24 protein-coding genes and 1 tRNA gene are annotated in these 23,285 nt (G+C 60.4%); 10 read left to right on the top strand and 15 right to left on the bottom strand.

From position 1 onward, the window contains the following. Positions 1-20: 20 nt before the first annotated feature. Positions 21-908 (bottom strand): AraC family transcriptional regulator N-terminal domain-containing protein, encoded by an 888-nt coding sequence (locus QWI20_RS10905; protein ID WP_369305604.1) that lies wholly within the window; start codon positions 906-908, stop codon positions 21-23. 442 nt (positions 909-1,350) lie between these two features. Here QWI20_RS10905 and QWI20_RS10900 point away from each other — a divergent pair, with 442 nt between their 5' ends. Next, on the top strand, positions 1,351-1,704 hold the full coding sequence (locus tag QWI20_RS10900) for an antibiotic biosynthesis monooxygenase family protein (RefSeq protein WP_369305502.1): 354 nt from the start codon (positions 1,351-1,353) through the stop codon (positions 1,702-1,704). A 117-nt stretch (positions 1,705-1,821) separates the two neighbouring features. Further along, on the top strand, positions 1,822-2,061 hold the full coding sequence (locus QWI20_RS10895) for a hypothetical protein (RefSeq protein ID WP_192171680.1): 240 nt from the start codon (positions 1,822-1,824) through the stop codon (positions 2,059-2,061). Here QWI20_RS10895 and QWI20_RS10890 read toward each other — a convergent pair whose 3' ends face one another. The 7 genes from QWI20_RS10890 to bglX all read right to left on the bottom strand — a co-directional run bounded on the left by QWI20_RS10890 (position 2,062) and on the right by bglX (position 11,363). After that, the gene (locus QWI20_RS10890) at positions 2,062-2,685 is read right to left on the bottom strand and encodes a flavin reductase family protein (RefSeq protein WP_133772374.1); all 624 of its coding nucleotides are present in this window, start codon (positions 2,683-2,685) and stop codon (positions 2,062-2,064) included. It abuts the gene before it with no gap. Between the two features lie 211 nt (positions 2,686-2,896). Beyond that, positions 2,897-3,220, bottom strand: a complete 324-nt coding sequence (locus QWI20_RS10885; protein WP_192171678.1) for a hypothetical protein — start codon at positions 3,218-3,220, stop codon at positions 2,897-2,899. A gap of 397 nt (positions 3,221-3,617) precedes the next feature. Further along, positions 3,618-4,004 carry a hypothetical protein gene (locus tag QWI20_RS10880; RefSeq protein ID WP_369305501.1) on the bottom strand — a complete coding sequence of 129 codons (387 nt, stop codon included), beginning with the start codon at positions 4,002-4,004 and terminating at the stop codon, positions 3,618-3,620. A gap of 245 nt (positions 4,005-4,249) precedes the next feature. Then, complete coding sequence (locus QWI20_RS10875; protein ID WP_369305500.1) at positions 4,250-5,572, bottom strand: MFS transporter; 1,323 nt, start codon at positions 5,570-5,572, stop codon at positions 4,250-4,252. Positions 5,573-5,918: 346 nt separating this feature from the next. Further along, positions 5,919-7,265, bottom strand: coding sequence for a sigma-54-dependent transcriptional regulator (locus QWI20_RS10870; protein WP_369305499.1), 1,347 nt, complete (start codon positions 7,263-7,265; stop codon positions 5,919-5,921). After that, on the bottom strand, positions 7,259-9,022 hold the full coding sequence (locus QWI20_RS10865; protein ID WP_369305498.1) for an ATP-binding protein: 1,764 nt from the start codon (positions 9,020-9,022) through the stop codon (positions 7,259-7,261). Before QWI20_RS10865 ends, QWI20_RS10870 begins: the two co-directional genes overlap by 7 nt. 43 nt (positions 9,023-9,065) lie before the next feature. Next, complete coding sequence (bglX, locus tag QWI20_RS10860; RefSeq protein ID WP_369305496.1) at positions 9,066-11,363, bottom strand: beta-glucosidase BglX; 2,298 nt, start codon at positions 11,361-11,363, stop codon at positions 9,066-9,068. Positions 11,364-11,643: 280 nt separating this feature from the next. Between bglX and QWI20_RS10855 the strand changes: the two genes are divergently transcribed. From QWI20_RS10855 to QWI20_RS10840, 4 genes are all read left to right on the top strand, one after another. Then, positions 11,644-12,267 carry a LemA family protein gene (locus QWI20_RS10855; protein ID WP_369305494.1) on the top strand — a complete coding sequence of 208 codons (624 nt, stop codon included), beginning with the start codon at positions 11,644-11,646 and terminating at the stop codon, positions 12,265-12,267. Further along, the gene (locus tag QWI20_RS10850) at positions 12,267-13,049 is read left to right on the top strand and encodes a YgcG family protein (RefSeq protein ID WP_369305493.1); all 783 of its coding nucleotides are present in this window, start codon (positions 12,267-12,269) and stop codon (positions 13,047-13,049) included. The genes QWI20_RS10855 and QWI20_RS10850 overlap by 1 nt, the downstream gene beginning before the upstream one ends. Before the next feature lie 27 nt (positions 13,050-13,076). After that, positions 13,077-13,694 carry a TPM domain-containing protein gene (locus QWI20_RS10845; RefSeq protein WP_369305491.1) on the top strand — a complete coding sequence of 206 codons (618 nt, stop codon included), beginning with the start codon at positions 13,077-13,079 and terminating at the stop codon, positions 13,692-13,694. A gap of 124 nt (positions 13,695-13,818) precedes the next feature. Further along, positions 13,819-15,036 carry an SAM-dependent methyltransferase gene (locus QWI20_RS10840; protein WP_369305490.1) on the top strand — a complete coding sequence of 406 codons (1,218 nt, stop codon included), beginning with the start codon at positions 13,819-13,821 and terminating at the stop codon, positions 15,034-15,036. On the opposite strand, the gene QWI20_RS10835 is transcribed toward QWI20_RS10840, so the two are convergent. Beyond that, positions 15,033-15,932: a DMT family transporter gene (locus QWI20_RS10835; RefSeq protein WP_369305489.1), complete on the bottom strand. Its 900-nt coding sequence runs from the start codon at positions 15,930-15,932 to the stop codon at positions 15,033-15,035. The two genes, QWI20_RS10840 and QWI20_RS10835, sit on opposite strands and share 4 nt — an antisense overlap. A gap of 269 nt (positions 15,933-16,201) precedes the next feature. On the opposite strand from QWI20_RS10835, the gene QWI20_RS10830 reads away from it, so the two are divergent. Next, positions 16,202-16,432, top strand: a complete 231-nt coding sequence (locus tag QWI20_RS10830) for a hypothetical protein (protein WP_192171667.1) — start codon at positions 16,202-16,204, stop codon at positions 16,430-16,432. A 287-nt stretch (positions 16,433-16,719) separates the two neighbouring features. Here the strand turns inward: QWI20_RS10830 and QWI20_RS10825 are convergent, their stop codons facing one another. Next, on the bottom strand, positions 16,720-17,754 hold the full coding sequence (locus QWI20_RS10825) for a DUF4917 family protein (RefSeq protein WP_369305488.1): 1,035 nt from the start codon (positions 17,752-17,754) through the stop codon (positions 16,720-16,722). A gap of 210 nt (positions 17,755-17,964) precedes the next feature. Here QWI20_RS10825 and QWI20_RS10820 point away from each other — a divergent pair, with 210 nt between their 5' ends. From QWI20_RS10820 to QWI20_RS10810, 3 genes are all read left to right on the top strand, one after another. Then, positions 17,965-18,162 carry an SPOR domain-containing protein gene (locus tag QWI20_RS10820; protein WP_369305487.1) on the top strand — a complete coding sequence of 66 codons (198 nt, stop codon included), beginning with the start codon at positions 17,965-17,967 and terminating at the stop codon, positions 18,160-18,162. A gap of 256 nt (positions 18,163-18,418) precedes the next feature. After that, on the top strand, positions 18,419-18,895 hold the full coding sequence (locus QWI20_RS10815; protein ID WP_369305485.1) for a hemerythrin domain-containing protein: 477 nt from the start codon (positions 18,419-18,421) through the stop codon (positions 18,893-18,895). 305 nt (positions 18,896-19,200) lie between these two features. Further along, positions 19,201-19,971 (top strand): alpha/beta hydrolase, encoded by a 771-nt coding sequence (locus QWI20_RS10810; protein ID WP_369305484.1) that lies wholly within the window; start codon positions 19,201-19,203, stop codon positions 19,969-19,971. Between the two features lie 59 nt (positions 19,972-20,030). Here the strand turns inward: QWI20_RS10810 and QWI20_RS10805 are convergent, their stop codons facing one another. From QWI20_RS10805 to QWI20_RS10785, 5 genes are all read right to left on the bottom strand, one after another. Next, positions 20,031-20,840 (bottom strand): EAL domain-containing protein, encoded by an 810-nt coding sequence (locus tag QWI20_RS10805; protein ID WP_369305603.1) that lies wholly within the window; start codon positions 20,838-20,840, stop codon positions 20,031-20,033. A gap of 237 nt (positions 20,841-21,077) precedes the next feature. Then, positions 21,078-21,151 (bottom strand) — tRNA-Gly (locus QWI20_RS10800). 183 nt (positions 21,152-21,334) lie between these two features. Continuing rightward, the gene (locus QWI20_RS10795) at positions 21,335-22,219 is read right to left on the bottom strand and encodes an alpha/beta fold hydrolase (RefSeq protein ID WP_369305482.1); all 885 of its coding nucleotides are present in this window, start codon (positions 22,217-22,219) and stop codon (positions 21,335-21,337) included. Positions 22,220-22,302: 83 nt separating this feature from the next. After that, a complete protein-coding gene (locus tag QWI20_RS10790; protein WP_369305480.1) occupies positions 22,303-22,995 on the bottom strand; it encodes a pseudouridine synthase in 693 nt (230 codons plus the stop codon). Beyond that, positions 22,985-23,203, bottom strand: a complete 219-nt coding sequence (locus tag QWI20_RS10785; RefSeq protein ID WP_282366114.1) for a cysteine-rich CWC family protein — start codon at positions 23,201-23,203, stop codon at positions 22,985-22,987. The genes QWI20_RS10790 and QWI20_RS10785 overlap by 11 nt, the downstream gene beginning before the upstream one ends. Between the last annotated feature and the right edge of the window lie 82 nt (positions 23,204-23,285).

Genomic DNA, 23,285 nt, shown 5'->3' with positions numbered 1-23,285 from the left:
CGTTGACTGACCGGCGCGCTTCAAACCGTACTGCGCAGCCGCGCCAGGTCGCGTAACGGTGGCGCACCGAACAGGCGGCTGTATTCGCGGCTGAACTGCGAAGCGCTTTCGTAGCCGACCCGGTAACCGGCGGCCGACGCTTCGAGGCCGTCCGCCAGCATCAAGCGCCGGGCCTCCTGCAAGCGCAGTTGCTTCTGGTATTGCAGCGGGCTCATGGCGGTGACTGACTTGAAGCGGTGGTGCAGCGTCGAGACGCTGAGGTTCACCTCCTTCGCCAGATCCTCAATCCGCAGCGGCTCCTGGAAATGGTCGTTGAGCCACTTGATCGCCTGGGTGACGCGATGGGTCTGGCAGTTGGAGATGGCGATTTCATACAGCCGATGCCCTTCGCTCCCACGCAGAAGCCGATAAAGGATCTCCCGATTGATCAGCGGCGCGAGCATGGGAATGTCTTTCGGCGTGTCCAGCAGGCGGATCAGGCGGATGACGGCATCGAGCAGCTGTGAGTCGATCCGCTCGACGTACATGCCGCGCCCGCTGTGACGCGTCGGTACGCTCATCGGACCGGCCTCGGCGATCAATGCGTTGATTTCCACCGGATCGATTTCCAGGCGCAGGGCCAGATGCGGCTCTTCGGGCGTCGCGTAAATCACCTTGCCGCTGATAGGCAGCGCTACCGACAGCACCAGGTAATTGAGCGGATCGTAGGTGTATAACTCGCCGCCCAGCGTCACGTCCTTGCGGCCCTGGGCCATGATGCACAGCGCCGGTTGCACCAGCCCCGGCACCGACTGCGACGGACGATCGTGGCGAACCATGAACAGTGGCTTGATGACTGTCTGGAAACTGCCATCGGCGGGCGCATGACGGCGGATCAGCTCTGCCAGTTCGGCGCGCTGTTGCGTCATCTGCGCGCTCAGCTCGGCAACAGGTCGAGCATCCGGGGCGGACGGCGCAAGAGCGGATAGCGACATGGGGAATTCCTCTGGCAGGGCATTGATGCAGCACAGCTTATTTTTGGGCAAGCGCAAGCGTTAGGCGAATCCTGCCGGATGCTTGCCTGATTCTGTTGCCGATGTGTTGCGTTGCCATAAACGGGCCCTGTCCGCTTGGGATCGTTGCTCGAAAGTCCATGGGCATCACGCGGCCCGCCGGCGAGAGCGGCCGTCACTATGAACCTGTCTGCGCAGAATCAGGCAATAACCGGGCAGTAATTGGCTACCGCAGGGCGCGCGCCTGACCCTAACCTTCACTTCCCGTCGCAGCTCGTTTCATGGATTCCCGATCCCGGCGCGCGGCACGCGGCACGCACGCAAAAGACACGCACGCAAAAAAGCAGGAGCGCAGAGCATGCTAAATACTTCAGTTGTGAGTCATTGGGTCTCCGTTCGCGCCCGCGCCGGACGCAGTGCCCAACTGGGTGCCCGTTTGAGCAGTCTGATCAGCCCGTCGGCCGCTGCTGCGGGTTGTCTCCACTTCGCGCTGCAGAAGTCCCTGACCGACGAGGACCTCTGGGTTATCACCGGCACGTGGGCCGATCCCTCCGCGATGAACGACTGGTTCGCCGCGCCTGAGCTCAACCTGTTTTCCGAGCTGGTGACCGAGTTGCTGGTGGCAAGCCTGGACTTTCAGACCTTCGCCAACGTGACGGCGGCTCAGGCACAGACGGCTTATGTCCCTGAGGGTGCTCGCCTGGTGGGGTAACTGGTTTCGGGGCTTTTGCTCGGGTGCAGCCGAGAGGGCCGGCGAAGAAAACCTTTCAGGTGTTCGAGCGCCTGCGTTTAAAATCTCGCCTTCATTTTCCAGGCAAGGCGTCGAACCATGGCACGCAAAGAATTCCAGCACCACGAAGCCGTCTCGGCCGCAGTCCCCGGTGACGACGGCTACAGCGCCGCCATTGCCGTCAAGGCCCGGGTCATGGGCGGTGCGCCGACCTTTCACCGCGTGCTCGCCGAACAAAAATTCCCTACCGCGCTCGCCGCTGACGACGCCGCCGTAAAAGAGCTGGAGCGGCTCGCCGACGTCACGCAAGAGGGCGAACTGGTGTTCGCCGAGGATTGATCAGACGTTTGGTCGGTACATTTTGAACAGCGACTCTGCGCTCAGCTGGAAATAGTCAGCCGGGCCGCCGCCGCGCAGGATGGGCTCGCCGGCTGCGGTGTCATACACACCTTCCTTCAGCAGCCGCTTGGCAATATGCACTGCCACCACTTCTCCCAGAATCAGCCAGCTCGGCACGACCTCCTTGTCGGCGCGTTGCAGCTGGATGATCTGCGTCACTTTGCATTCGAACGAAACCGGCGTCTCTTTGACCCTCGGCACGGAAACGATGCGCGATGGTTCTGCGGTCAGGCCGGCCAGCTCGAATTCACTCACGTCCGCCGGCACTGCCGCGCAACTCATGTTCATCTGCTCGGCCAGGCTGCGCGTGGCGAGGTTCCAGACGAACTCGCCGGTCTGTTCGATGTTGTTGAGGCTGTCTTTGCGACCGATGCTGCAGAACCCGATGATGGGCGGCACGTAGTTGAAGGCGTTGAAGAAACTGTAGGGCGCCAGGTTCAGCTTGCCTTCGGCGTCCTGGGACGAGATCCAGCCGATCGGACGTGGGCCGACAATGGCGTTGAACGGGTCGTGGGGCAGTCCATGACCTTTGGACGGTTCGTAGAAATGAATATCGTCTGACATGGTGTGTTCCTGAATGAGGGTGTGCCGGCGAGGCGGCCAAGGTATGGGCATGTGCGGCATGCAGGCCGACATAGTGCAAGGCATTGGGTGAGGATTCCAGCAGCCTCCGAACCCCGGGCAAAAAAAAGCCCGACAAGCGTCGGGCCACAAAGGGAGTTCAGGAGGTGAAACATGAAGCGGTAAACATGCAGCGGGATGATGCGGACACCGATTAGCTGGCGCGGTTGGCACCGACGCGATCAGCGCCGTCAGAGGCCAAGCGGTTTGCACCGATGTGGTCAGCGCCATCAGCCGCCTGGCGATTATTACCTACGCGGTCAGCGCCGTCGGCAGCGAGACGATTGGCGCCAACGTGATCAGAGCCATCGGAAGCCTGACGATAAGAACCAGTATGCGACGCATTGGTGTGAGAAGAACCGCCTTCCGCTACAACAGTGCCGTTAAAAGCAGAGTGCTGTTCGGAAACAGGCAGAGCGAATGCGCTCGATGCCAGGATGGACAGACTAAGACCAAAAATAATATTCGAAGTTTTCATGAGTGTTGCTCCAGTAAGTTCAATAATTTTTTCAACTTGGGTATGGAGCCAATGTTACGCGCGTGCAGATTAAGTTGAAGTTAACGCTGTTGCTATCGACCATCGCTAAAAATGATAGTTGGCTGGAATGCCCGGTTTTAAGGCGCTGCGGAGAGATTTGCGCCGGGGTGGGGCAATTTTTACCAGCAATGGCGAATTCGCCTCTTGACTCCGTTGGTGTAAATTTGCTAGCGATGCGCAATGGAGGGGAGTGGGCTGGGAATGGAGTGACAGGATTGCCGTGGCCAGCAGCTTCGCTCCTGATGCCGTAAGCCTAGTCAAAACAAGGGTTTCAGGTTTTTAACGCAGAAAAATTAAGCCCGGCATTAAGCCGGGCTGAGAGAACGTCATGGGTGTATCAGCTCAGACGATTTGCACCAACATGGTCCGAGCCGTCGGCAGCGAGGCGGTTGGCACCTACGTGGTCCGATCCATCAGCGGCTTGGCGATTTGCACCGACGCGGTCAGCACCATCAGCAGCGAGGCGGTTGGCACCTACGTGGTCAGAACCATCAGCGGCCTGGCGGTTGGCACCGACGTGGTCAGAACCGTCAGCAGCGAGGCGGTTGGCACCTACATGGTCAGAACCGTCGGCAGCAACGCGACCGATGTTAGTGTGGGACGAGCCGTTTTCTGCAACTACCGCAGCATTAACCGCGTGGTGCGCATCAGCTGCTGGAAGTGCAAAGGCGCTGCTTGCAAGAAGGGAGAAAGCGAGGCCGAAGATCAGTTTGTTAGTTTTCATGGTAGTTGCTCCAGATCGATTAATTAGTGCGTAACTCGGTATGGAGTGAACTTTACTCGCCTCAGGATTATTAAGAAGTCAATCGCATTAGTAGCGATCATCGCTGAAATTGATACTGCGAAAAGCGAGCGTTATTCATGCACTTAGCCACGCCTGCGAATGCAAAAGGGCAGCTCATGTGAGTGAGCTGCCCTTGATTTTGCCCTCTGTAAGCGGGTCGAAGCTGCTCGACAGCCCCGTTCAGGTCAGTCGGTTTCGATCCGCGAGTGCTTGCGGGTGTCCTTCATGAACACATACACCAGCAGCGAGACCGCGATGCAGGCTGTGACGTACCAGTAATAGCCGGTCTCCATGCCAATGCTCTTGAACCATAGCGCAATGTATTCGGCCGTACCGCCGAAGATCGACACCGTCAGTGCGTACGGCAGGCCGACGCCCAGGGCGCGGATCTCGGTCGGGAACAGTTCGGCTTTCACCACGGCGTTGATCGACGTATAGCCACTGACGATGATCAGCGCGGCCATGATCAAAAAGAACGCGCCCCACCAGCTTTGGATGGTGTGCAGGGTGGTGAGGATCGGCACGGTACACAAGGTGCCCAGCACACCGAAGGCAATCAGGATCGGGCGGCGGCCGATTTTGTCAGACAGCGCGCCGATCACCGGTTGCAACAGCATGAACAGGAACAGCGTCGCAGCAGAAATCGTCGTCGAATCGGTGATGCTCATGCCCACCGTGTTCACCAGGTACTTCTGCATGTAGGTCGTATAGGTATAGAAGGCCAGCGTGCCGCCCATGGTCAGGCCGACGACGGTCATCAGCTCTTTCGGATGGCGCATCAGTGTGCGCATCAGGCTTTCTTTGGGTTTGTCCTTCTTGCGGGTGAACGACTCGGTTTCTTCCATCCCGCGACGCAGGAACAGCGCCACCACCGCGCACAACGCGCCAATGGCAAACGGGATGCGCCAGCCCCACGTTTGCAGTTGTTCAGTGGTCAGCGTCTGCTGCAGCACGATGAGCACCGCCAGTGCGATGAGCTGGCCGGAGATCAGCGTCACGTACTGAAAGCTGGAGAAGAAACCCCGGCGTTCCTTGGTGGCCATCTCGCTGAGATAGGTCGCCGAAGTGCCGTACTCGCCACCCACCGACAGGCCCTGCAGCAGACGGGCGAACACCAGCATGATCGGGGCGCCGACGCCGATGGTTTCGTAACCAGGGGTGAGGGCGATGATCAGCGATCCGAAACACATCAACAGCACCGACGCCATCAGCGCGGCCTTGCGGCCTTTGCGGTCTGCGTAGAGACCCATGAGCCAGCCGCCGATGGGGCGCATCAAGAAGCCCACGGCAAAGATCGCGGCGGTGTTGAGCAACTGGGCGGTGGTGTCACCCTTGGGGAAGAAGACTTTGGCGAAGTAGAGGGAGAAGGCGGCGTAGACGTACCAGTCGTACCACTCGACCATGTTGCCGACCGAACCGCTGAAAATGGATTTCAGACGACTTCCGGTGGTTTTCTCGGCGACTGGTGTGGCAGCCGCTCCGTGGGAGGCAGAATTGGGGATGGCCATGGGATTTCCTGCAAGTCATTGTTGTTAGAAGGAACGCATCGAGGCGGTCTGACGACAGTGATAGCAGGAGCTGTGCCAAAGGCTCAAAGCCCCGAAGTAGAGGGGTTGGCGTGAGGTAGATGAGCGGAAATCCGCTTGTTGCGTGAGATGCCTGAGCGAAAATCCGCTCATTGCCCGTTCTGACAGGATCGAAGTTTGTTCCCGGCTGAAGCCGGTCCTGCTGACACCCCGCGTGGTTCTTTGTAGGACTGGCTTTAGCCGGGAAAGCGTCGGGTGTCACGCCGCAAAAATCGAGGGTGTCCGTGCTGGCGTCTTCCCGGCTGAAGCCGGTCCTACATGGATCAAATCAACTCTGTGCATGACCTTCCGCCAAAAAGTCCTCGCGCACCAACCCATGCCGCTGCATCTTTTCATTCAGGGTGCGGCGGGGCAGTTGCAGTTCGTGCATGACCGCTTTGATGTCGCCCCGGTGCCGTCGCAACGCCGAGCGAATGCAATGGGCTTCGAACGCTTCCTGCTGCGCCACCAGCGACTGACCCACCGGGATGCCCTCTGCGGCGGGACCGTCCAGCCCCAGCACCTGGCGCTCGGCGGCATTCGCCAGTTCGCGCACGTTCCCCGGCCAGTCGTGGCTCAGCAGATGGCTCAGCTGTTCACCGCTCAACACCGGCTCGCTGCGGCCGAGGCGCTCTGCCGCATGGCGCGAGAAATGGCTAAACAGCATCGGGATATCTTCTCGCCGTTCGCGCAATGGCGGCAGTCGCAACTCGGCGATGTTCAGTCGATACGCCAGATCCCCGCGGAAACGCCCGGCCCTGGCTTCGTCCAGCAGATCGGGCTTGGTCGCGGCAATGATGCGCACATCAATATCGATGCTTTGGTTCGAGCCCAGTCGTTCGATGCGCCGCTCCTGAATCACCCGCAGCAGCTTGACCTGCTGCGCCAGCGGCATGCTCTCGATCTCGTCGAGAAACACCGTGCCGCCGTGGGCGTACTCCAGTTTGCCGATGCGCTTGCCCTGGGCACCGGTGAACGCACCGCTTTCGTGGCCAAACAGCTCGGCTTCAAACAACTGCTCAGGGATCGCTGCGCAGTTGACCGCAACGAAAGGCTTGTCCGCTCGCGGGCCGAAGTCATGCAGGCAGCGCGCGACCATTTCCTTGCCGCTGCCGGTCTCGCCGCGAATCAGTACGTTAACCGGCAGTTGCGAAAGGTCCAGGACCTGCCGCCGCAATGTCTGCATCGTCGGCGACATGCCCAGCAGCGTCGCATCGAGACGCGAGCGGTTATCCGCCCGCTCATGCAGCGCACGGTTTTCCAGCACCAGCGCGCGCTTTTCCAAGGCCCGCCGCAGACTGCCGAGCAGCGTTTCGGGGGTGAACGGTTTCTCGAGAAAGTCATAGGCGCCGTCGCGCATGGCGTCCACGGCCATCGGCACGTCGCCGTGGCCGGTCAGCAAGATCACCGGCAAGTCGCGATCGCGCCGCTGCAACTCGGCGAGCAACTGCAAACCATCCATGCCGGGCATGCGCACATCGCTGAGGATCACGCCGGGAAAGTGCTCGGGCACCTGCGCCAGGCATTCCTCGGCGCGGCTGAACAGGCGCACCTCGAACCCGGACAGCGTCAGCCATTGCTCCACCGCTTCCCGAATGGGCGCCTCGTCATCGACCACTATCACCGAGTTCAGCATGGGGCTTCGGCCTCCGGGGCCTTGGTCAGATAAAAGAAAAACCGCGCGCCGTTATTGACGTTTTCGGCGCTGAGTCGGCCGCCCAGCTCATGCACGATGGCAAACGAAACCGCGAGCCCCAGGCCCAGGCCATCGCCCACCGGTTTGGTGGTGAAAAACGGATCGAAGACGTTGGCCAGATTTTCTTCGGCAATTCCGCCGCCACTGTCGACGACGGAAACGCACCAGTGCTCGCCGTGTGCGTCGATGCGGATTTCCAGGCGCTTGAGCGGTTTATCGCCCATCGCATCCAGGGCGTTGCGCATCAGGTTGATCAGTACCTGTTCCAGCCGAATCGCGTCGCCGCGCACCCAGGCCGGACGCGTCAGGTCGAGCACGCAGCTGACGCGCTCTTCGCGAATTCGCGCGTCCAGCAACAGCAGCGCCTGATCGACCACGGTCGCCAGATCGAGGCGCTCGCGCAGGCCGCTGGGGCTTTTGCGGGCGAAGGTTTTCAGGTGGCCGGTGAGCGCGGCCATGCGCGTCAATTGTTGATCGAGCAGGCTCAACGCCTTGTACGCATCGTCGACACGGCCATGCTCCAGCAGCAGGCGCAGGGTGGCGAGTTGCATGCGCTGCGCCGTCAGCGGCTGGTTGATTTCATGGGCGAGGGCGGCGGACATCTGCCCGAGAGCCGCCAGCTTGGTCGACTGCACTAGACCGTCCTGTGCGGTTTGCAGGTCCCGCGTGCGTTCTTCGACCAAGCGCTCGAGCTCTTCGCGACTGCGCTGGCGCAAGCGGCCAAGGCGCCAGCGCTGATACAGAAACAGCCCGAGGAACACCAGCGTCAGCCAGATGCCTGCCGCCGCCAGACCGGCATTGCGCACGTCTTCACTGGCAGGCTGGGGTTTACGCAGCAGGTGCAAGGTCCAGTCCTCGGTCGGCAAGGGCATCGACTGCCACAAAAAATCGGCTTGCTCGTTGGGGGCGTCGACGCGGCTGAGCTGGCTGTTCTCGCCAAACGCACGCAGCGGCGTCTGATGCAAGGGCGTCAGCGGCTGCTTGTCGTACTGACGCGTGCTGGCCAGTTCGGCGCGGTCCTGCTCGGTGAGCGGTCGCAGGGCCCGGTAGCGCCAGCCCGGCTGATTGGCGATGAAGACGATGCCCTTGGCGTCGCTGACCAGCAGCAGATCATCGCTTTGCGCCCAAGTGTGTTCCAGGTCCGGAAACTCCAGCTTGACCACCATCGCACCGATGAACTGCCCGGCCTCATCGCGCACTGCGTTCGACAGGAAATAACCCGGGATGCCGCTGGTCACGCCGACGGCATAAAAGCGCCCGATACCGGTGGCGCGGGTTTGTGTGAAGTAGGGGCGGAAGCCGTAGTTGTGGCCCACATAGCTGCTCGGCAAACGCCAGTTGCTGGCGCCGACGGCAAGGCCGTTGCGGTCGAGCAGTTCTAGGGTGGAGGACTGGGCAGCGCCTTTGATCTGCTCCAGTTTGAGATTGAGCGCCTGGGTGGTGTCCGCGCTGACCGGTCCGCTCAACGCCCCGCGCAGTTGCGGATCCAGGGCCAGAACAGCCGGCAGTGCCCGGTAGCGCTCGATCAGTGTCTGCAGCGTGTTGGCGTAGAGCGCCAGGCGGTCCCTGGAACGTTCAGCGTCGTCTTCGAGGGCATGCCGCTGAGCCTGATGCATTGCCAGCGTCGCCGCGATGACGGTACCGGCGAGGATCAGCAACACGTAGAGCACAAGGCGGACGGAACGGGGCATGGGCATGACCTCCTTTCAGTGGCTGGCGCATTCGCCCCGGATTCCTGCCTTACAACAAATTGAACGTGGTCTCTTTCACGTTCTCCGAATCCAGGCCAATCATCAGCTTGAACTCACCCGCCTCGGCCGCGTACTTCAGCGACGGGTTGAAGAACTTCAGGTCTTCCTCGGTCAGGGTGAAACTCACGGATTTTTCTTCGCCGGGGTTCAGCATGACCTTCTGGAAGTTCTTCAGCTCTTTGACCGGACGGCTGATCGACGCGGCAACGTCGCGCAGGTACAGCTGAACCACGGTTTCACCGGCGACCTTGCCGGTGTTCTTGACCATGACGCTGGCGGTCAGCTTGTCCTTGCGGGTCATCTTGTTGATCGACAGGGTGATGTCCGACACGCTGAACTGCGTATAGCTCAAGCCATAACCGAACGGGAACAGCGGGCTGGTCGGCTCTTCGAAATAGTTCGAGGTGTAGTTCGAATCATTCGGGCGATACGGGCGACCGGTGTTCAGGTGGTTGTAGTAGGCCGGCACCTGACCCACGGAGCGCGGGAAGGTCATCGGCAGTTTGCCGGACGGGTTGTAGTCGCCGAACAGCACGTCGGCCAAAGCGTTACCGCCTTCGGTGCCGAGGAACCAGCTTTCCACCATGGCGTCGGCCAACTCGTTTTCTTCACCCAGCGCCAGTGGCCGGCCGTTCATTAGCACCAGCACCAGCGGTTTGCCGGTGGCTTTGAGCGCGCGGATCAGCTCCCGTTGACGGCCCGGGATCACCAGGTCGACACGGCTCGCCGCTTCGTGGGACATGTTGCGCGACTCACCGACCACCGCAACCACCACGTCCGCCTGCTGCGCGGCCTTGACCGCTTCGTCGATCATCTCCTGCTCTGGACGCGGGTCGATGGCGATCTGGTCGTCCATCTTGTTCAGGTAGGTAATGGCGTGCTGGTTGTCGGTGATATTGGAGCCCAGTGCATAAACCAGCTTGGCCTTGTCGCCGACCGCCGCCGCAATGCCGTCATAAGCGTTGACGGTCTGGCGCGCCAGCCCGGCCGCTGACCAACTGCCCATCATGTCCATCGAGCTCTTGGCCAGCGGGCCGATCACGGCAATGGTGCCTTGCTTCTTCAGCGGCAGGGTGTCGTTCTGGTTCTTCAGCAGCACGACGCTCTTGCGCGCGACATCGCGGGCTTCGGCACGGTGCAGACGGTTCTCTGCGTTGCGGTCGGCCGGGTCGTCCACTGCCGCGCCGATGCGCAGGTACGGGTTAGCGAACAGGCCCATTTCCCACTTGGCGCCAAGCACTTCACGCACGGCGTTATCGACTTCTTTGACCGACACTTCGCCGCTCTTTACCAGATCCGGCAGCTCTTCGCCGTAGGCCTTGTCGTTCATGCTCAGGTCGACACCGGCCTTGATCGCCAGCTTGGCCGCTTCGCGGAAGTCCTTGGCCACGCCGTGGTCGATCAATTCCTTGATCGCGCCGTGGTCGCTGACGGTTACGCCCTTGAAGCCCCAGTCCCTGCGCAAGACATCCTGCAGCAGCCAGGCGTTGGACGTGGAAGGCACGCCGTTGATGGAATTGAGCGCGATCATCACGCCGCCTGCGCCGGCATCAATCGAGGCGCGATAGGGCGGCAGGTAGTCCTGCTGCATGCGCACCGGGCTCATGTCGACGGTGTTGTAGTCGCGACCGCCCTCGACCGCGCCATACAGGGCGAAGTGTTTGACCACCGCCATGATGCTGTTGGGCGCCTGCATGCTGGTGCCCTGAAACGCGCGGGTCATGGTGGCGGAGATGCGCGACACCAGATAGGTGTCCTCGCCGAAGCCTTCAGAGCTGCGGCCCCAGCGCGCGTCGCGGGTGATGTCGACCATCGGCGCAAAGGTCATGTCCACGCCGTCGGCCGCTGCTTCGATCGCTGACACGCGACCGGTGCGGGTGATGGCGTTCATGTCCCAGGTCGACGCGAGACCCAGGCTGATCGGGAATACCGTGCGCTGGCCGTGGACGACGTCGTAGGCGAAGAACATCGGGATCTTGTTGCGGCTGTGCCCGGCGGCGTCCTGCATGGCACGGTTGTCCGGCAGCACGACGGAGTTGAACGTGCCACCGATGCGGCCTGCGGCGATTTCCTTGACGATTTCCGACTTGGGCATTTCCGGGCCGATGCTGATCAGGCGCAGTTGACCGATCTTCTCGTCGAGGGTCATTTGCTTCATCAGGTTGGCGATGAATGCATTCTTGGCTTGCAGCGTAGAAGGGGTGCCAACGCCAGTGGTGGCGTTTTCGGCCCAGGCGGACTGACTGACCAGGCCGATGACGAGACTCAGGAAACACAGCTTATTCATGAATGGTTTTCTCAAGGCGTTGCCGGCAACTCGCACGTAATACCGGTCAGCCGTTGTTATAGGTGTCTAACCTTTGGTTTTATTGTTGTCAGGACGGCAACGTCGCTGAACTCCTGCCTCATATGAGCATCAGTAGCGCAACGAGTTTTATCTGATTGTGGCCCGGCAATCCAGAGCCCCGACAACGCGATGGGGCGGGATTATGCCGGGGATCGTCCGGTTTGGCTAAAGTCATGACTGACAGGACTAACTATTGATGAGTACAGGGAGCACGCACGCCATGCAAACAGAGCGTTATGACCACAGCCGGGGCAGTCGTTACAAATTGTCACTGGCGTTGATGATGCTGCTGACGACCCTGTTGTCCGGCTGCGGGATCAACAACATTCCGACCTATGACGAGCAGGTCAAGGCTGCCTGGGCCCAGGTGCAGAACCAGTATCAGCGCCGCGCCGACCTGGTCCCCAACTTGGTGGAAACGGTGAAGGGCTACGCCAAGCAAGAGCAGGACACTCTGACCGCGGTCATCGAAGCGCGGGCCAAGGCGACGTCGATTCAGGTGGACGCCAGCACCCTGAACGATCCGGCCAAACTCAAGCAGTTCCAGGACGCACAAGGTCAGCTGACCGGCGCATTGAGCCGTTTGATGGTGGTCTCGGAGCGCTATCCGGACCTCAAATCCAACCAGAACTTCCTCGCGCTGCAGTCCCAGCTTGAAGGCACGGAAAACCGTATCGCGGTGGCCCGTCGCGACTTCATCACGGCGGTCGAGCGTTACAACACCGAGATCCGCACCTTCCCGGGCCGTCTGTGGCATACCGTGATGTACAGCGATCTGCCGGTGCGTCCGAACTTCGAAGCCACTGCCGCTGACGCTGACAAAGCGCCACAAGTGAAATTCTGATGGGACGCGCGCGGCGGGGAGTGCTGGTCGCGTTACTGGCGATGTCGGTGGGCGTATTTGCCCAGTGGGCGCAAGCCGACCTCACGTTTCCGCCGCTGACCGGGCGCGTCGTCGACACCGCCGGGATGATCGACGGCCCGAGCAAAGAGCATCTCGAACAGATGCTGCGCGCCCATGAAGAACTGACCACCGAGCAAGTGGTGGTGGTCACGTTGCCAGACCTGCAGGGCTCGACCATTGAGGACTACGGCTATCAGCTCGGTCGTCACTGGGGCATCGGCCAGAAGGGCAAGGACAACGGCGCGCTGCTGGTGGTGGCCCGGGACGAGCGCAAGGTGCGCATCGAAGTGGGTTACGGCCTTGAAGATCGCCTGACCGATGCGCAGTCCTCGGTGATCATCAGTCAGATCATCACCCCGGCGTTCCGGCAGGGCGATTTCGTCGGCGGTATCACCAAAGGTGCCGAGGCGATGGTCCAGGTGCTCGGCGGCGATCCCCTTGCCGAACCCGCGGTCGGCGCCACCGGCAGCGCAGCGGCGAGCGAGGATGAGGGCGTCGACTGGAAAGTGACCCTGCTGTTTCTGGTGCTGTTCGTGGTCATCAGTTATATCAGCGCACGTTCCGGGCGCGGCAGGTCCATCGGCTCCGGGGGCGGCTTTGGCGGTTTTGGTTCCGGCGGCTTGGGCGGCTCAGGCGGCTTTGGTTCCGGGGGCTCTGGCTCAGGCGGTATGCGCGGTGGCGGTGGTGGATTTGGCGGAGGCGGTGCCTCCGGTGGCTGGTAGTCGTTCGCTCAGGAAGGGTTTGCTTGCATGACATTGCTCAATAAAGACGAACAACAGCGGGTTGCCCACGCCATCGAGACCGTCGAGCGTCAGACCGACGCGGAACTGGTGACGGTGCTGGCCACCAGCGCTGACGACTACACCTACGTGCCGCTGATCTGGGCCGGGGTCATCGCGTTGCTCGTGCCGGGGCTGATCAACCTGCTGACCGGCTGGCTCAGCGCCAATCATCTGCTGCTGGTGCAGGTTGTCACGTTCATCGTGGTGGCGCTGGTGTGCCGGCTGCCGGGCATCACCACGCGGCTGGTGCCTGTTCGCGTGAGGCACTGGCGGGCGGGCAATCTGGCGCGTCGGCAGTTTCTTGAACAGAACCTGCACGCCACCGCCAATGGCACCGGCGTGCTGATTTTTGTCAGCGAGGCCGAGCGTTATGTTGAGATCATCGTCGACGACGGCATTGCCCGACGCGTGGACAACGAAGTCTGGCGGGCCATGGTCGAGACGTTCACCCGGCAGGTGAAGGACGGCCGGATTCTGGAAGGTTTTATGGGGTGCATTCGTTCGTGCGGCGAGGTGCTGAGCGAGCAGGTGCCCGTGACCCAGGCGCGCAACGAGTTGCCAAACCGGTTGGTGGTGTTGGAGTGAACTGATCGTTCCCGCGCTCCGCGTGGGAATGCCTCTGCTGACGCTCCGCGTCATTTAATTGCACCTACCGCTCTCGACCCGCCTAAAATAGCGCCTCGCATTTCCGCTCCCGAGGCGCTCTCCGATGTCCGTTACCGCACCCGCCACCGTTCCTGCGCAGGATCACCGCGCTCAGTTCCTGAGTTTGCTGGACACCTGCCTGACGCAAAATTCGCTGATCAAACTGGTGCTGGCCAAGTACGTCGGAAGCGAAGCGGAGTTGCAGCGGGTGATCATCAAGCCCGTCACGGTCAAGGATCAGCCTTGCCTGTCCTTCGTCTATCGCTACAAGACCCGCGACATCACCAAAAATCACCCCCTCGCCGAGGCGCAGACGCTGATCGCCAGCCTGCTGCCCGAGTCTTTCAAGAACGCTCATCTGCTTTCGCTCACCGATGAAGTGCAACTGGAGTTCAGCAAGAAGAGCAAGAGCACGCTGTTCCGCAACAAGGCCCAGCAGGAGCGCGAAGCCCCGACCGCCGAGCATGACCGCGAGAAAAAGCGTTATCTGGAACTGAGCCGGCCATTCCTGACCGATCTTGGCGTGACCAACAAGCAACACGAGCTGATTCCGGCGATGTCGCGCAAGTGGAAGCAGATCAACAAGTTCATCGAGGTGTTTTCCCACGCGCTGGCGACCTCGCCGATCAAGCTGGACAGGCCCGTTACAGTTGCGGATTTCGGATCGGGCAAGGGCTACCTGACCTTCGCCATCCACGATTACCTGCGCAACACCTTGCAGGCTGAAGGCAACGTCACCGGGGTCGAGCTGCGCGAAGACATGGTGACGCTGTGCAACAACGCTGCCGCGCGGCTGGAGCATCCAGGTCTGGTGTTCAAGTGCGGTGACGTGCGTTCGGTGGCGCCCAGCGAACTGGACGTGATGATCGCCTTGCACGCCTGTGACATCGCCACGGACTACGCGATTCACACCGGCATCCGCTCGGGCGCCTCGATCATCATGTGCTCGCCGTGCTGCCACAAACAGATCCGCCTGCAGATCCAGAGCCCGACCCTGCTCAAGCCGATGCTGCAATACGGTTTGCACATGGGCCAGCAGGCTGAAATGGTCACCGATGCCCTGCGCGCGTTGCTGCTGGAAGCGTGCGGCTATGAAACCAAGGTCTTCGAGTTCATCTCGCTGGAGCACACCAACAAGAACAAGATGATCCTGGCGGTCAAGCGCGCGACTCCGGCGGATCCGGCTGAGCTGCTGGCGAAGATCCAGGAATTGAAAGTGTTCTACGGCATTCAGGAGCAGTGCCTGGAGCGCTTGCTCCAGGCGGATGGCCTGTTGGGTTAAACGCGAGCGGCGGCGCCCGGCTTGGGTGCAATCACCGCCGTTTTACGCCCGATCGCCAGCGTGACCACGACACCGGCGGCGAAGATCCAGGTCGTCGGGTCTATGTGCTCACCGAAAAACAGCGCCGAGAAGGCCATGGTGAAAAACAGCTGCACCAGCTGGATCTGACTGACCCGCGCGATACCGCCCATGGCGAGCCCGGCGTACCAGGCGAAGAAGCCGATGAATTGCGAGAACAGCGACACGTAACCGAAGGCCCACCAGGTGCCAGGGGAAATCGGGCCCTGATGCTGCCACGCCAGATAGCTGACGGGCACGATCAGCACCGGGATCGAAATCACCAGCGCCCAGCAGATCACCTGCCAGCCGCCCATCTCCTTGGCCAGGCGGCCGCCTTCGGCATAACCCAGCCCGCCAATCGCCACCGCGGCGACCATCAGCAGATCACCGGCCTGAAGATTGCCGGCCCCGCTGATCAGCGCGTAACCCAGCACCAGAACGCTGCCCATGGCCGCGCAAGCCCAGAAGGCTTTCGACGGGCGCTCGTGGGAGAGCCAGGCGGCGTAGATGGCGACCAACAAGGGTTGCAGGCCATTGACCAGTGCGCCGTGGGAGGCGGGCAGGGTTTTCATGGCCCAGGCCGACAGCACCGGAAACCCGACGATCACCCCCAGCGCCACCACCACCAGCGCCTTGAACTGCGCGCGGGTCGGCCATTTTTCTCTGCGCCACAGCAGTAACGCCGCCGCCGGCACCGCCGCAAACAGAGCGCGGCCGAGACCGTTGAGCAAGGGGTGGATTTCCTGCACCACGATGCGGGTCATGGGCAGCGTCAGGCTGAAGATCACCACGCCGATCAGTCCGAGGACCATTCCGGTGTTTTCACGAGAGGACATAAGGGGGCGTGCCTTGTTCTTGTTGGTGCGAAACGCAGGCGTATTCAGCCACAGAACCGGGATGGCGGGCCTTTACAGATGCGCGCGGAATCGTCCGTACACTTCAAAGGCTTCAGCCGGGAATCGGTCAAGGGGGGAACTGCCGTTTTCGAGGATTTTCCTGACGAGCACTCAATCGCCTCAAATGTTGGTGCAGAAGTTGAATGCAACGTTCCTGCAACAGTTACAAGGTCAAATTGGTGCCGTCGAATTCAGCCAGGAGAACCATCGTGTCGGTTATCGAAAAATGGGCGTTGCAGGGTGTCGTGGTATTCCTTTTCGCATGGATGGCGACGGTGGCGGCTCACTGGTCAGGCAGCGTCGTACACACGACAAGCAGCGACCGACTCGCCGCCCTCAGCAGCATGCGCCTGACCACCGAATCGGTCGCCACCAGCGTCAATAAACACACGCAGGGTGGTGCAGTGGTCGTGGGGTCGTTGTCGGAAGGTAACGAATAAAGGGCAGCGGCTGGGAAGATTTGAAGCGGTGAGTGATTGCAAGACCGGACCTGTAGGGTCCGGTTTGTTCTGGGAGTACCTCCCTGATGCCCACGCTCGCCCGACTGGCACGGCACCTGTGGGAGCGAGCTTGCTCGCGAAGACTGACTTATGGTCGCTGAAAGTTGGCAGCCTGTGACGGCCTATTCGTGAGCAAGCTCACTCCCACAAGATCAGCGTTCGTCGTCAGTTCTTGGGTGAACAACCTGGCGGGATATCCGGCGGCGGGCCAACTCTTACGCTAACCCTCAGCTCTTCTTCAACTCCAGCGCTTCTTTCAGCCTTGCCACCGGCACCGCAAGCGTCGGATCGCCCAGCGGATGGGTGGTGGCGCTGAAGAATGTCAGCTCGATGTTCTGCCCTTCAAACAGTTCGCTGTAGCGGCGTTTTTGGTGCTGGATGAACGCGTCACTGCGCGGCAGCACCGAGATGGCGATGCGCTGGGGACGGGCCTGGAGAATGGCGTTGAGGATATGTCGATCCTGCTTGCCCAGCGAGTGGCCGAAGACACACAGCGCGCCCTCATGCTGCGCCAGCTGGGCGTGGCAAAACGACAGATAGTCCGAACCGCGGATGATCTTCATCTTGTCGTCGCTACGGCCCTCACAGACAAACAGCGGCACATCTTCCAGTGCGTTGATCGCGAAACTGCCCAGCAGCGTGCTCTCCGAAGACAGCAACTTGCGCGCCGTGCCATCGAAGTTCTTCACCAGGTGCATGCCGCCATGCAGGTACAAAATCCGCGTGGCGTGGCTGTCGGTGCGGTGCAGGTTGAATATCGCATCGTCGTCGAACAGATCATCGAACGGCTGCGCGCCATGCATCGCTGCCCAGTACGCCAGCAGGTCGTAGTTGGTGGAGTACACCGTCTGATACTGGCTCAGGGCTTCGCTGATCTTGCCAATAGTCGGCGCCTCCATCAGCCGCCACGGAATATGCGCCGAGCGGATGCCATGAATCAGGGCTTCCTTGATCGCGAAATAGCGGTTGCGTGGCGATGACGAACCAATCGTCAGCGCCGCGTTGACCCGCATCGCGACTTTCAAGCCGCTGAGCACGGGCTCGAAATTCTCCGTTTCCATGGATTTGAACAGCGCCAGCTCGGTGGCGCTCAAGGGTTTGTTGCGCGTGGTCTGCGCCAGCTCGAACAGCGAGTCGTAGGCGAAGTTCTTCCACACGGCAAGACTGGCGCCGTTGCCCAGCAGCAATCCAGTGCAGGGATTGACGGCTTGCAGCGTGTTCCAGTCGGCCAGTTCGGCATCAAAATCCGTGAATTCCATCATCTCGCTTCGCTTTCAGGTGAGCAGGTACTGACCGGACGCCAGAACGGAGGGGACTTATAGAAACCCAGGTCGGCATTGTCAACGCGGCATCCCGGCTTCAAACGCTTTGAGCAGGGTGCCGCTGGTCTCGGTAACGTCTATAGAGTGAATGACGGGTGTAAGGTTTAATCCGACAACCCATAACACTCCCTTGAATGAGAGGAGATGACCATGCATACCGCAATGCTCAGCAAGACGCACTTCAACGGCTACGATGTGATTAACGTGAACAACGGGCCTTGGCGGGTCTGCACACACCGCGATCGATTAGGCTCGTTCTCCACGCGCGAAGAAGCCATGGCGTTTGCGGCCTCCTTGCCAGCCTATCAAGAGCGAACGGCGTCAGTGCCCGCCACTAAAGCGCACTAATGACACGACTCGTCGCCATTTGAGCTCTGGTGTTGCCGGAGCTCAATCGGCCGGATAGCAACTCGTGAACTGCACTATCCATTTGCGAAGTTTCATGCAGCCTGCACGATTTCGCATTTTCTCTGTTCTTCTAACTGCTTGATTAATCGGGTTTTTCGATATCTCGCGGTATCGGCACGGTCGATGCAACTCTCATCACGAACCTGCAGGGTCGGCACTTAGATCGATCCGCTTACCGTGATCCAGAGGAAACACCATGAACGCCATCGAACTGTTGAAAGCCGACCATGAACGTGTAAAAGCCATCTTGACTCAACTGAGCGAATCCACCGAGCGCGGCGTTAAAAAGCGCACTGACTTGCTGGCCAAACTGGAGATGGAAATCACCATCCATACCAAGATCGAGGAAGAAATTCTCTATCCGGCTTTTAAAGAGGCGGGCGGCAAAGAGCAGGACATCATGTACTACGAAGCCAAGGAAGAGCACCGCACCGTCGACGCTCTGGTGCTGCCGGACCTCAAGCAAACTGACCCTGCCACCCCGGAGTTTTCCGGTCGTGTGAAAGTGGTCAAAGAGCTGCTGGAGCACCACATCGAGGAAGAAGAGGAAGAGATGTTCCCGCAAGCTGAAAAGTTGCTGGGCAAGAAGATGCTGGAAGAACTTGGCGCGCAGATGGAAGCGATGAAAGCTGAATACAAGAAGTCCCTGTCGTCGTCGAGTATGGCCGCGTAAGTGTTGATGGAATGAACGAGCCCGGAGTTTTCCGGGCTTTTTTGTGGGTGAAAGTTTTAGTCCAGTTTACTGGTGCAGCGAACACACTTGCCTCTTCCCGGCTGAAGCCGGTCCCACAAAAAACGCGAGCTTTGTATGCCTGTGTATCCAGACCCCCTGCCGATACGTGTTGACTGAAAGCTCGCCCTCAGCGACACATTGCAGATACGTGCAGCGCATTCAATGGTTCACAGCGAAGAGCGGGGCCGGGCGTTAGCTATCCAGGTCAAGGCCCCGACCATGTATGCATAATGAGGAAGCACCCCATGAACAGAATCAACGCGTCATTGCTGCTAAGCGTTTTTACGGCGGGCGCTCTGGCGCTGGGCGTTGCCAGCGCGGCTCAGGCTGCCCCGGTGAAGAACATCGTGCTGGTGCACGGCGCCTTCGTGAACGGTTCGGGCTGGAAGCCGGTTTACGAGATCCTGCGCAAGGACGGGTACAACGTCTCGATCGCTGAACACCCATTGACGTCATTCGCCGATGACGTGACGGCGGTGAAGCGCATTGTTAACCAGCAGGATGGCCCGACGATTCTGGTCGGGCACAGCTATGGCGGCGCGATCATTACGGATGTCGGCAATGACGCTCACGTCGTGGGCCTGGTGTACATCGCCGCCCACGCGCTGGATCAGGGTGAAACCGAAGCGCAGAACGGCAAGCAGTACCCCAATGCCACCAAAGCGGTGAAGAAAACCGCTGACGGCTTCCTGTCCCTTGACCCAGCGTCCTATCCGGCGGACTTCGCGGCTGACCTGCCCAAGGCTCAGGCTGAATTCGAAGCCATTTCCCAAGAGCCGACTGCGGCGTCAGTGTTCACCACACCCGCTGGCGTGCCCGCGTGGAAAACCAAGCCTAGCTGGTACGCAGTGGCCGGGGCAGACTGGATTATCAACCCGGACCTTGAGCGCATGTACGCCAAGCGGGCCAACAGCCACACCATCGAGATCAAAGGCGCCAGTCACTCGGTGTACCAGTCCCGACCGCAGGAAGTGGCCGCGTTGATCGAACAGGCCGCCCTCCACGCGGCGGAGTGACGCCTCGCTTTAAACTACTGGCCTCCAACCCAGGCAACATCGGAGGTCGCCAGGACGAATCAGGCCACTCCGGCAACGTCTTTGCCACGCATCAGTTCCAGCGGCATCGGTTGCAATTGTCCAACCATGGGTCTGGCAAACAGGTAGCCCTGCATGAGCTCGACCCCGAGATCCAGCAGGGCGTCGCGCTCCTCGCGAGTCTCAATGCCCTCGGCGACAACGGTGATGCCAACACGCGTGGACACCAGCACAATCCCTTCAACAATCGCCCGACGCACTGGGTCCCGGTCGATGTCACGGGTGAGCGCCATGTCGATTTTGAGGACGTGTGGCTGAAACATCGCCAGCATATTGAGGCCGGAATAACCTGATCCGAAATCATCGATGGCCGTAGTGAAACCTTGGCGCGCGTACTCTTCAAATATGGATTTGAGGTGATTCGGGTCTTCGACGCGCTCACCTTCGGTCACTTCGAACATGAGCCGATCCACCGGAAAATCGAAGGTCCTGGACGCTTCAAGCGTTGCTCGGATGCAGGTCTCGGCGCGATACACCGCTTTGGGCAGAAAATTGATACTCAACTTGCAGTCTGCAATGGCAGGCAGGCCGAGTTGGGTGGCGAGCTCAATGGCCCTGACCCGGCACGCCTGGTCGAACCGGTAACGGTTGCCGTCGTTGACCTGGCCCAGAATGAACGCAGCAGACTCACCGTTGACACCCCGGACCAGCGCCTCGTAGGCGAATGGAGCTCCGGTAGTCACGTTGAAGATAGGTTGGAACGCCATGGTGAAGTCGAATCCCAGCGCTTCCAGATTTCGGCATTCAGCGCAGCCAATGGATTCGAAGGTTGCCAGAGGGATAGGTTGCATGATCGTCACTGCCTTGAGAGTTCGTCGCTCAATGGATGAATTTTGAGCAACTGGTTTCTCTGTATCGGCAGCTTGCGTGAAATCTGTGATGCGGATTTTCAGCAGGGGATTAGCGGTAACGAAATCGGAGCCTGAGAAGGGGGTACCAATGCTCGGCATTTTTGAAGACTAGGACAGGAATCGAGGTTGATTCAGAGCGGGGAGGGGGGCTGAAAAGCCCGGAAACACTAGGGGAGATGGAGCGGGTAGAGGGAATCGAACCCTCAACTAAAGCTTGGGAAGCTTTCGTTTTGCCACTAAACTATACCCGCTTTTAACCTGACGCCTTTGGAGCGGCTGACTTTGTACCAGATGCGGCGGGTGAATTGAAGCGTTAAATGCCTCACCGACCCAATGCTGTGTGGCCGCCCCCTGATTCGCCGTCCAATGGCACTCATCAGGGGCTGCAGCAAAACCTTCCTCCCCATCTGCTGCCCTCTCATTTCCCATTCCAGTCAAACTGCGAACGCCTGTTGCAACTGACCCGTTCTGTAATGAATGCGCCGGGGTTCGGGCGCGGGCGTCAGAAACCCATGCAGGGCATCTTTCGATGCCAGGCACGCGGCCTTGCTCTCCATGTCGAGAAAGTGCCCGGCATCCTGAAGGGTGCTGAAATGGCAGTCGCGAATGTAGTGGGCGAAGTGCCGGGCGTCGGCAGCCGAGGTGTACTCGTCCCACATACCGTTCATGAACAGGACCGGCACATTGATGCGCCTGGCCGCTTTCATCTGCGGATGATTGCTCGCGTCCAGCACATGGTTGATGTGGTGGTGCATCTGCGCGTACTCGTGCAGCTCCAGGGAGCTGACGTGCTTATGGTTGTACCGCTTGAACAGAGAGGGCAGGTGTTTGCCCAGCGTGCTGTTGAGTAACTCACCGACGCCATGGCGGTTGTAGGCGGCGAAGTGTTGCCGGCCGCGCTCGAGGTAGTCGCGCAGCGGGTCGCTGATGACAGGGGAGAACGAGCTGATCACGGCTTTCTCGATGCGCTTGGGCCGGTGCGCCAGGGCGACCAGCGCCGCCGCGCCACCCCATGAGAACGACAGCAGCAGTTCTGCGTTGAAGTGGTCGATGAGCTCCAGAAGCAACTGACCTTCCAGCTCCTTGGTCAGGGGGCGTTCATGGGCATTGTGCGGTTTTGATTTACCGGCGTAAGGCGGGTCGTACAGCACGACGTTGAATTGCGGGTGAAGGTTGCGCACGGTTTGAGCGAAGGAGGTGGTCGTGGCGAGCGAGCCGTTGACCAGAACGATGGTCTTCTCGGCGGCGTCTGCGCGATAGAGCTCCGTGTAAACCCGGAACTGACCTTGTATGTCCAGCACAGCGATTTCTGGCTTCATCTCCATGTCTCCTGACGACAAAACGGGGTGCGCGTAGACACGTTGCACGCGTTTCGTGACAGGTAGGCAATTAGACGCAGGTTTCAGATCAACGCAATTTCGTCGGGCCTCAGGGCTCTGTACTGTCCGGGGTCCAGCGCCGGGTCGAGTCTCAGTGGTCCCATGCTTTCGCGGTGCAACCGGGTCACCTTGTTGTCGAAGTGGCCGAACATGCGTTTGACCTGATGGTAACGCCCTTCAACGATGCTCAGCCGGGCGCGATGACTGCCCAGAATCGTCAGCTCGGCTGGCTGTGTCGTCAGGTCTTCAAACGCGAAATAAAACCCTTCAGCGAATTTTTCGACGTAGTGCGCGCCGATGTCGTCTTCGGTCTCGACGTCATAGACCTTGGCCAGTTTAGTGGTCGGCTGCGTCAGGCGGCGCGACCACTGCCCATCGTTGGTGATGAGCATCAGCCCGGAGGTGTTGAAGTCCAGCCGGCCGGCGATGTGCAGGTCGTGCTTGTCGGGTTCATCGAGCAGGTCGAGCACGGTGGGGTGCTGCGGGTCGACGGTTGCGCTGACGCAGCCCGGAGGCTTGTGCAGCATGAAATACCGCGCCGGTTTACCGTGCTGTAGGACTTCGTCATCGATCCGTACCTGACTGAACTCGCGGACCTCGTGCAGCGGGTTTTTTACCAGCAACCCGTCGACTTGCACACGGCCTGCGATCAGTGCCAGTCGTACATCTTTGCGGCTGAAGCGCGGCAGGTTGCTGAGGAAACGGTCAAGACGCATCGCGACTCGCCGCTTCAAGGCCCGCGCATCGCGGACAGAGGCATGCCTGTCCACGGACCTCTTCGGGTAGAGCTGCCAGTACCGCCGGGTCGATCTCGGCGGTAAAACACCAGCAGGCTTGATCCACTGTGCGCGGATCAGCCAGGGTGCAGCGGTTACTGGCGCCGCAAACGGGGCAGATGCTCGTGTCGATGATGTGAGTGTCCATGTAGAGCGCCGCACTTTGAGTGCCGCCAATGCTAGCGCGCGGCCCTGTCTCGCGCCATGAGCATGTGATCCCGGGCAACGCG

The sequence above is a fragment of the Pseudomonas sp. W2-17 genome (genome assembly GCF_041060445.1).
Lineage (GTDB): Bacteria > Pseudomonadota > Gammaproteobacteria > Pseudomonadales > Pseudomonadaceae > Aquipseudomonas.
This window is presented reverse-complemented; position numbering and strand designations above follow the sequence as displayed.

Coding starts and splice junctions, on each gene's coding strand:
- QWI20_RS10790 (WP_369305480.1), bottom strand. CDS start 22,995: ATGCGTCTTGACCGTTTCCTCAGCAACCTGCCGCGCTTCAGCCGCAAA.
- QWI20_RS10890 (WP_133772374.1), bottom strand. CDS start 2,685: ATGTCAGACGATATTCATTTCTACGAACCGTCCAAAGGTCATGGACTG.
- QWI20_RS10855 (WP_369305494.1), top strand. CDS start 11,644: ATGCAAACAGAGCGTTATGACCACAGCCGGGGCAGTCGTTACAAATTG.
- QWI20_RS10815 (WP_369305485.1), top strand. CDS start 18,419: ATGAACGCCATCGAACTGTTGAAAGCCGACCATGAACGTGTAAAAGCC.
- QWI20_RS10820 (WP_369305487.1), top strand. CDS start 17,965: ATGCATACCGCAATGCTCAGCAAGACGCACTTCAACGGCTACGATGTG.
- QWI20_RS10810 (WP_369305484.1), top strand. CDS start 19,201: ATGAACAGAATCAACGCGTCATTGCTGCTAAGCGTTTTTACGGCGGGC.
- QWI20_RS10885 (WP_192171678.1), bottom strand. CDS start 3,220: ATGAAAACTTCGAATATTATTTTTGGTCTTAGTCTGTCCATCCTGGCA.
- bglX (WP_369305496.1), bottom strand. CDS start 11,363: ATGAATAAGCTGTGTTTCCTGAGTCTCGTCATCGGCCTGGTCAGTCAG.
- QWI20_RS10875 (WP_369305500.1), bottom strand. CDS start 5,572: ATGGCCATCCCCAATTCTGCCTCCCACGGAGCGGCTGCCACACCAGTC.
- QWI20_RS10845 (WP_369305491.1), top strand. CDS start 13,077: ATGACATTGCTCAATAAAGACGAACAACAGCGGGTTGCCCACGCCATC.
- QWI20_RS10835 (WP_369305489.1), bottom strand. CDS start 15,932: ATGTCCTCTCGTGAAAACACCGGAATGGTCCTCGGACTGATCGGCGTG.
- QWI20_RS10900 (WP_369305502.1), top strand. CDS start 1,351: ATGCTAAATACTTCAGTTGTGAGTCATTGGGTCTCCGTTCGCGCCCGC.
- QWI20_RS10895 (WP_192171680.1), top strand. CDS start 1,822: ATGGCACGCAAAGAATTCCAGCACCACGAAGCCGTCTCGGCCGCAGTC.
- QWI20_RS10805 (WP_369305603.1), bottom strand. CDS start 20,840: ATGCAACCTATCCCTCTGGCAACCTTCGAATCCATTGGCTGCGCTGAA.
- QWI20_RS10840 (WP_369305490.1), top strand. CDS start 13,819: ATGTCCGTTACCGCACCCGCCACCGTTCCTGCGCAGGATCACCGCGCT.
- QWI20_RS10870 (WP_369305499.1), bottom strand. CDS start 7,265: ATGCTGAACTCGGTGATAGTGGTCGATGACGAGGCGCCCATTCGGGAA.
- QWI20_RS10905 (WP_369305604.1), bottom strand. CDS start 908: ATGACGCAACAGCGCGCCGAACTGGCAGAGCTGATCCGCCGTCATGCG.
- QWI20_RS10825 (WP_369305488.1), bottom strand. CDS start 17,754: ATGATGGAATTCACGGATTTTGATGCCGAACTGGCCGACTGGAACACG.
- QWI20_RS10795 (WP_369305482.1), bottom strand. CDS start 22,219: ATGAAGCCAGAAATCGCTGTGCTGGACATACAAGGTCAGTTCCGGGTT.
- QWI20_RS10850 (WP_369305493.1), top strand. CDS start 12,267: ATGGGACGCGCGCGGCGGGGAGTGCTGGTCGCGTTACTGGCGATGTCG.
- QWI20_RS10785 (WP_282366114.1), bottom strand. CDS start 23,203: ATGGACACTCACATCATCGACACGAGCATCTGCCCCGTTTGCGGCGCC.
- QWI20_RS10880 (WP_369305501.1), bottom strand. CDS start 4,004: ATGAAAACTAACAAACTGATCTTCGGCCTCGCTTTCTCCCTTCTTGCA.
- QWI20_RS10865 (WP_369305498.1), bottom strand. CDS start 9,022: ATGCCCATGCCCCGTTCCGTCCGCCTTGTGCTCTACGTGTTGCTGATC.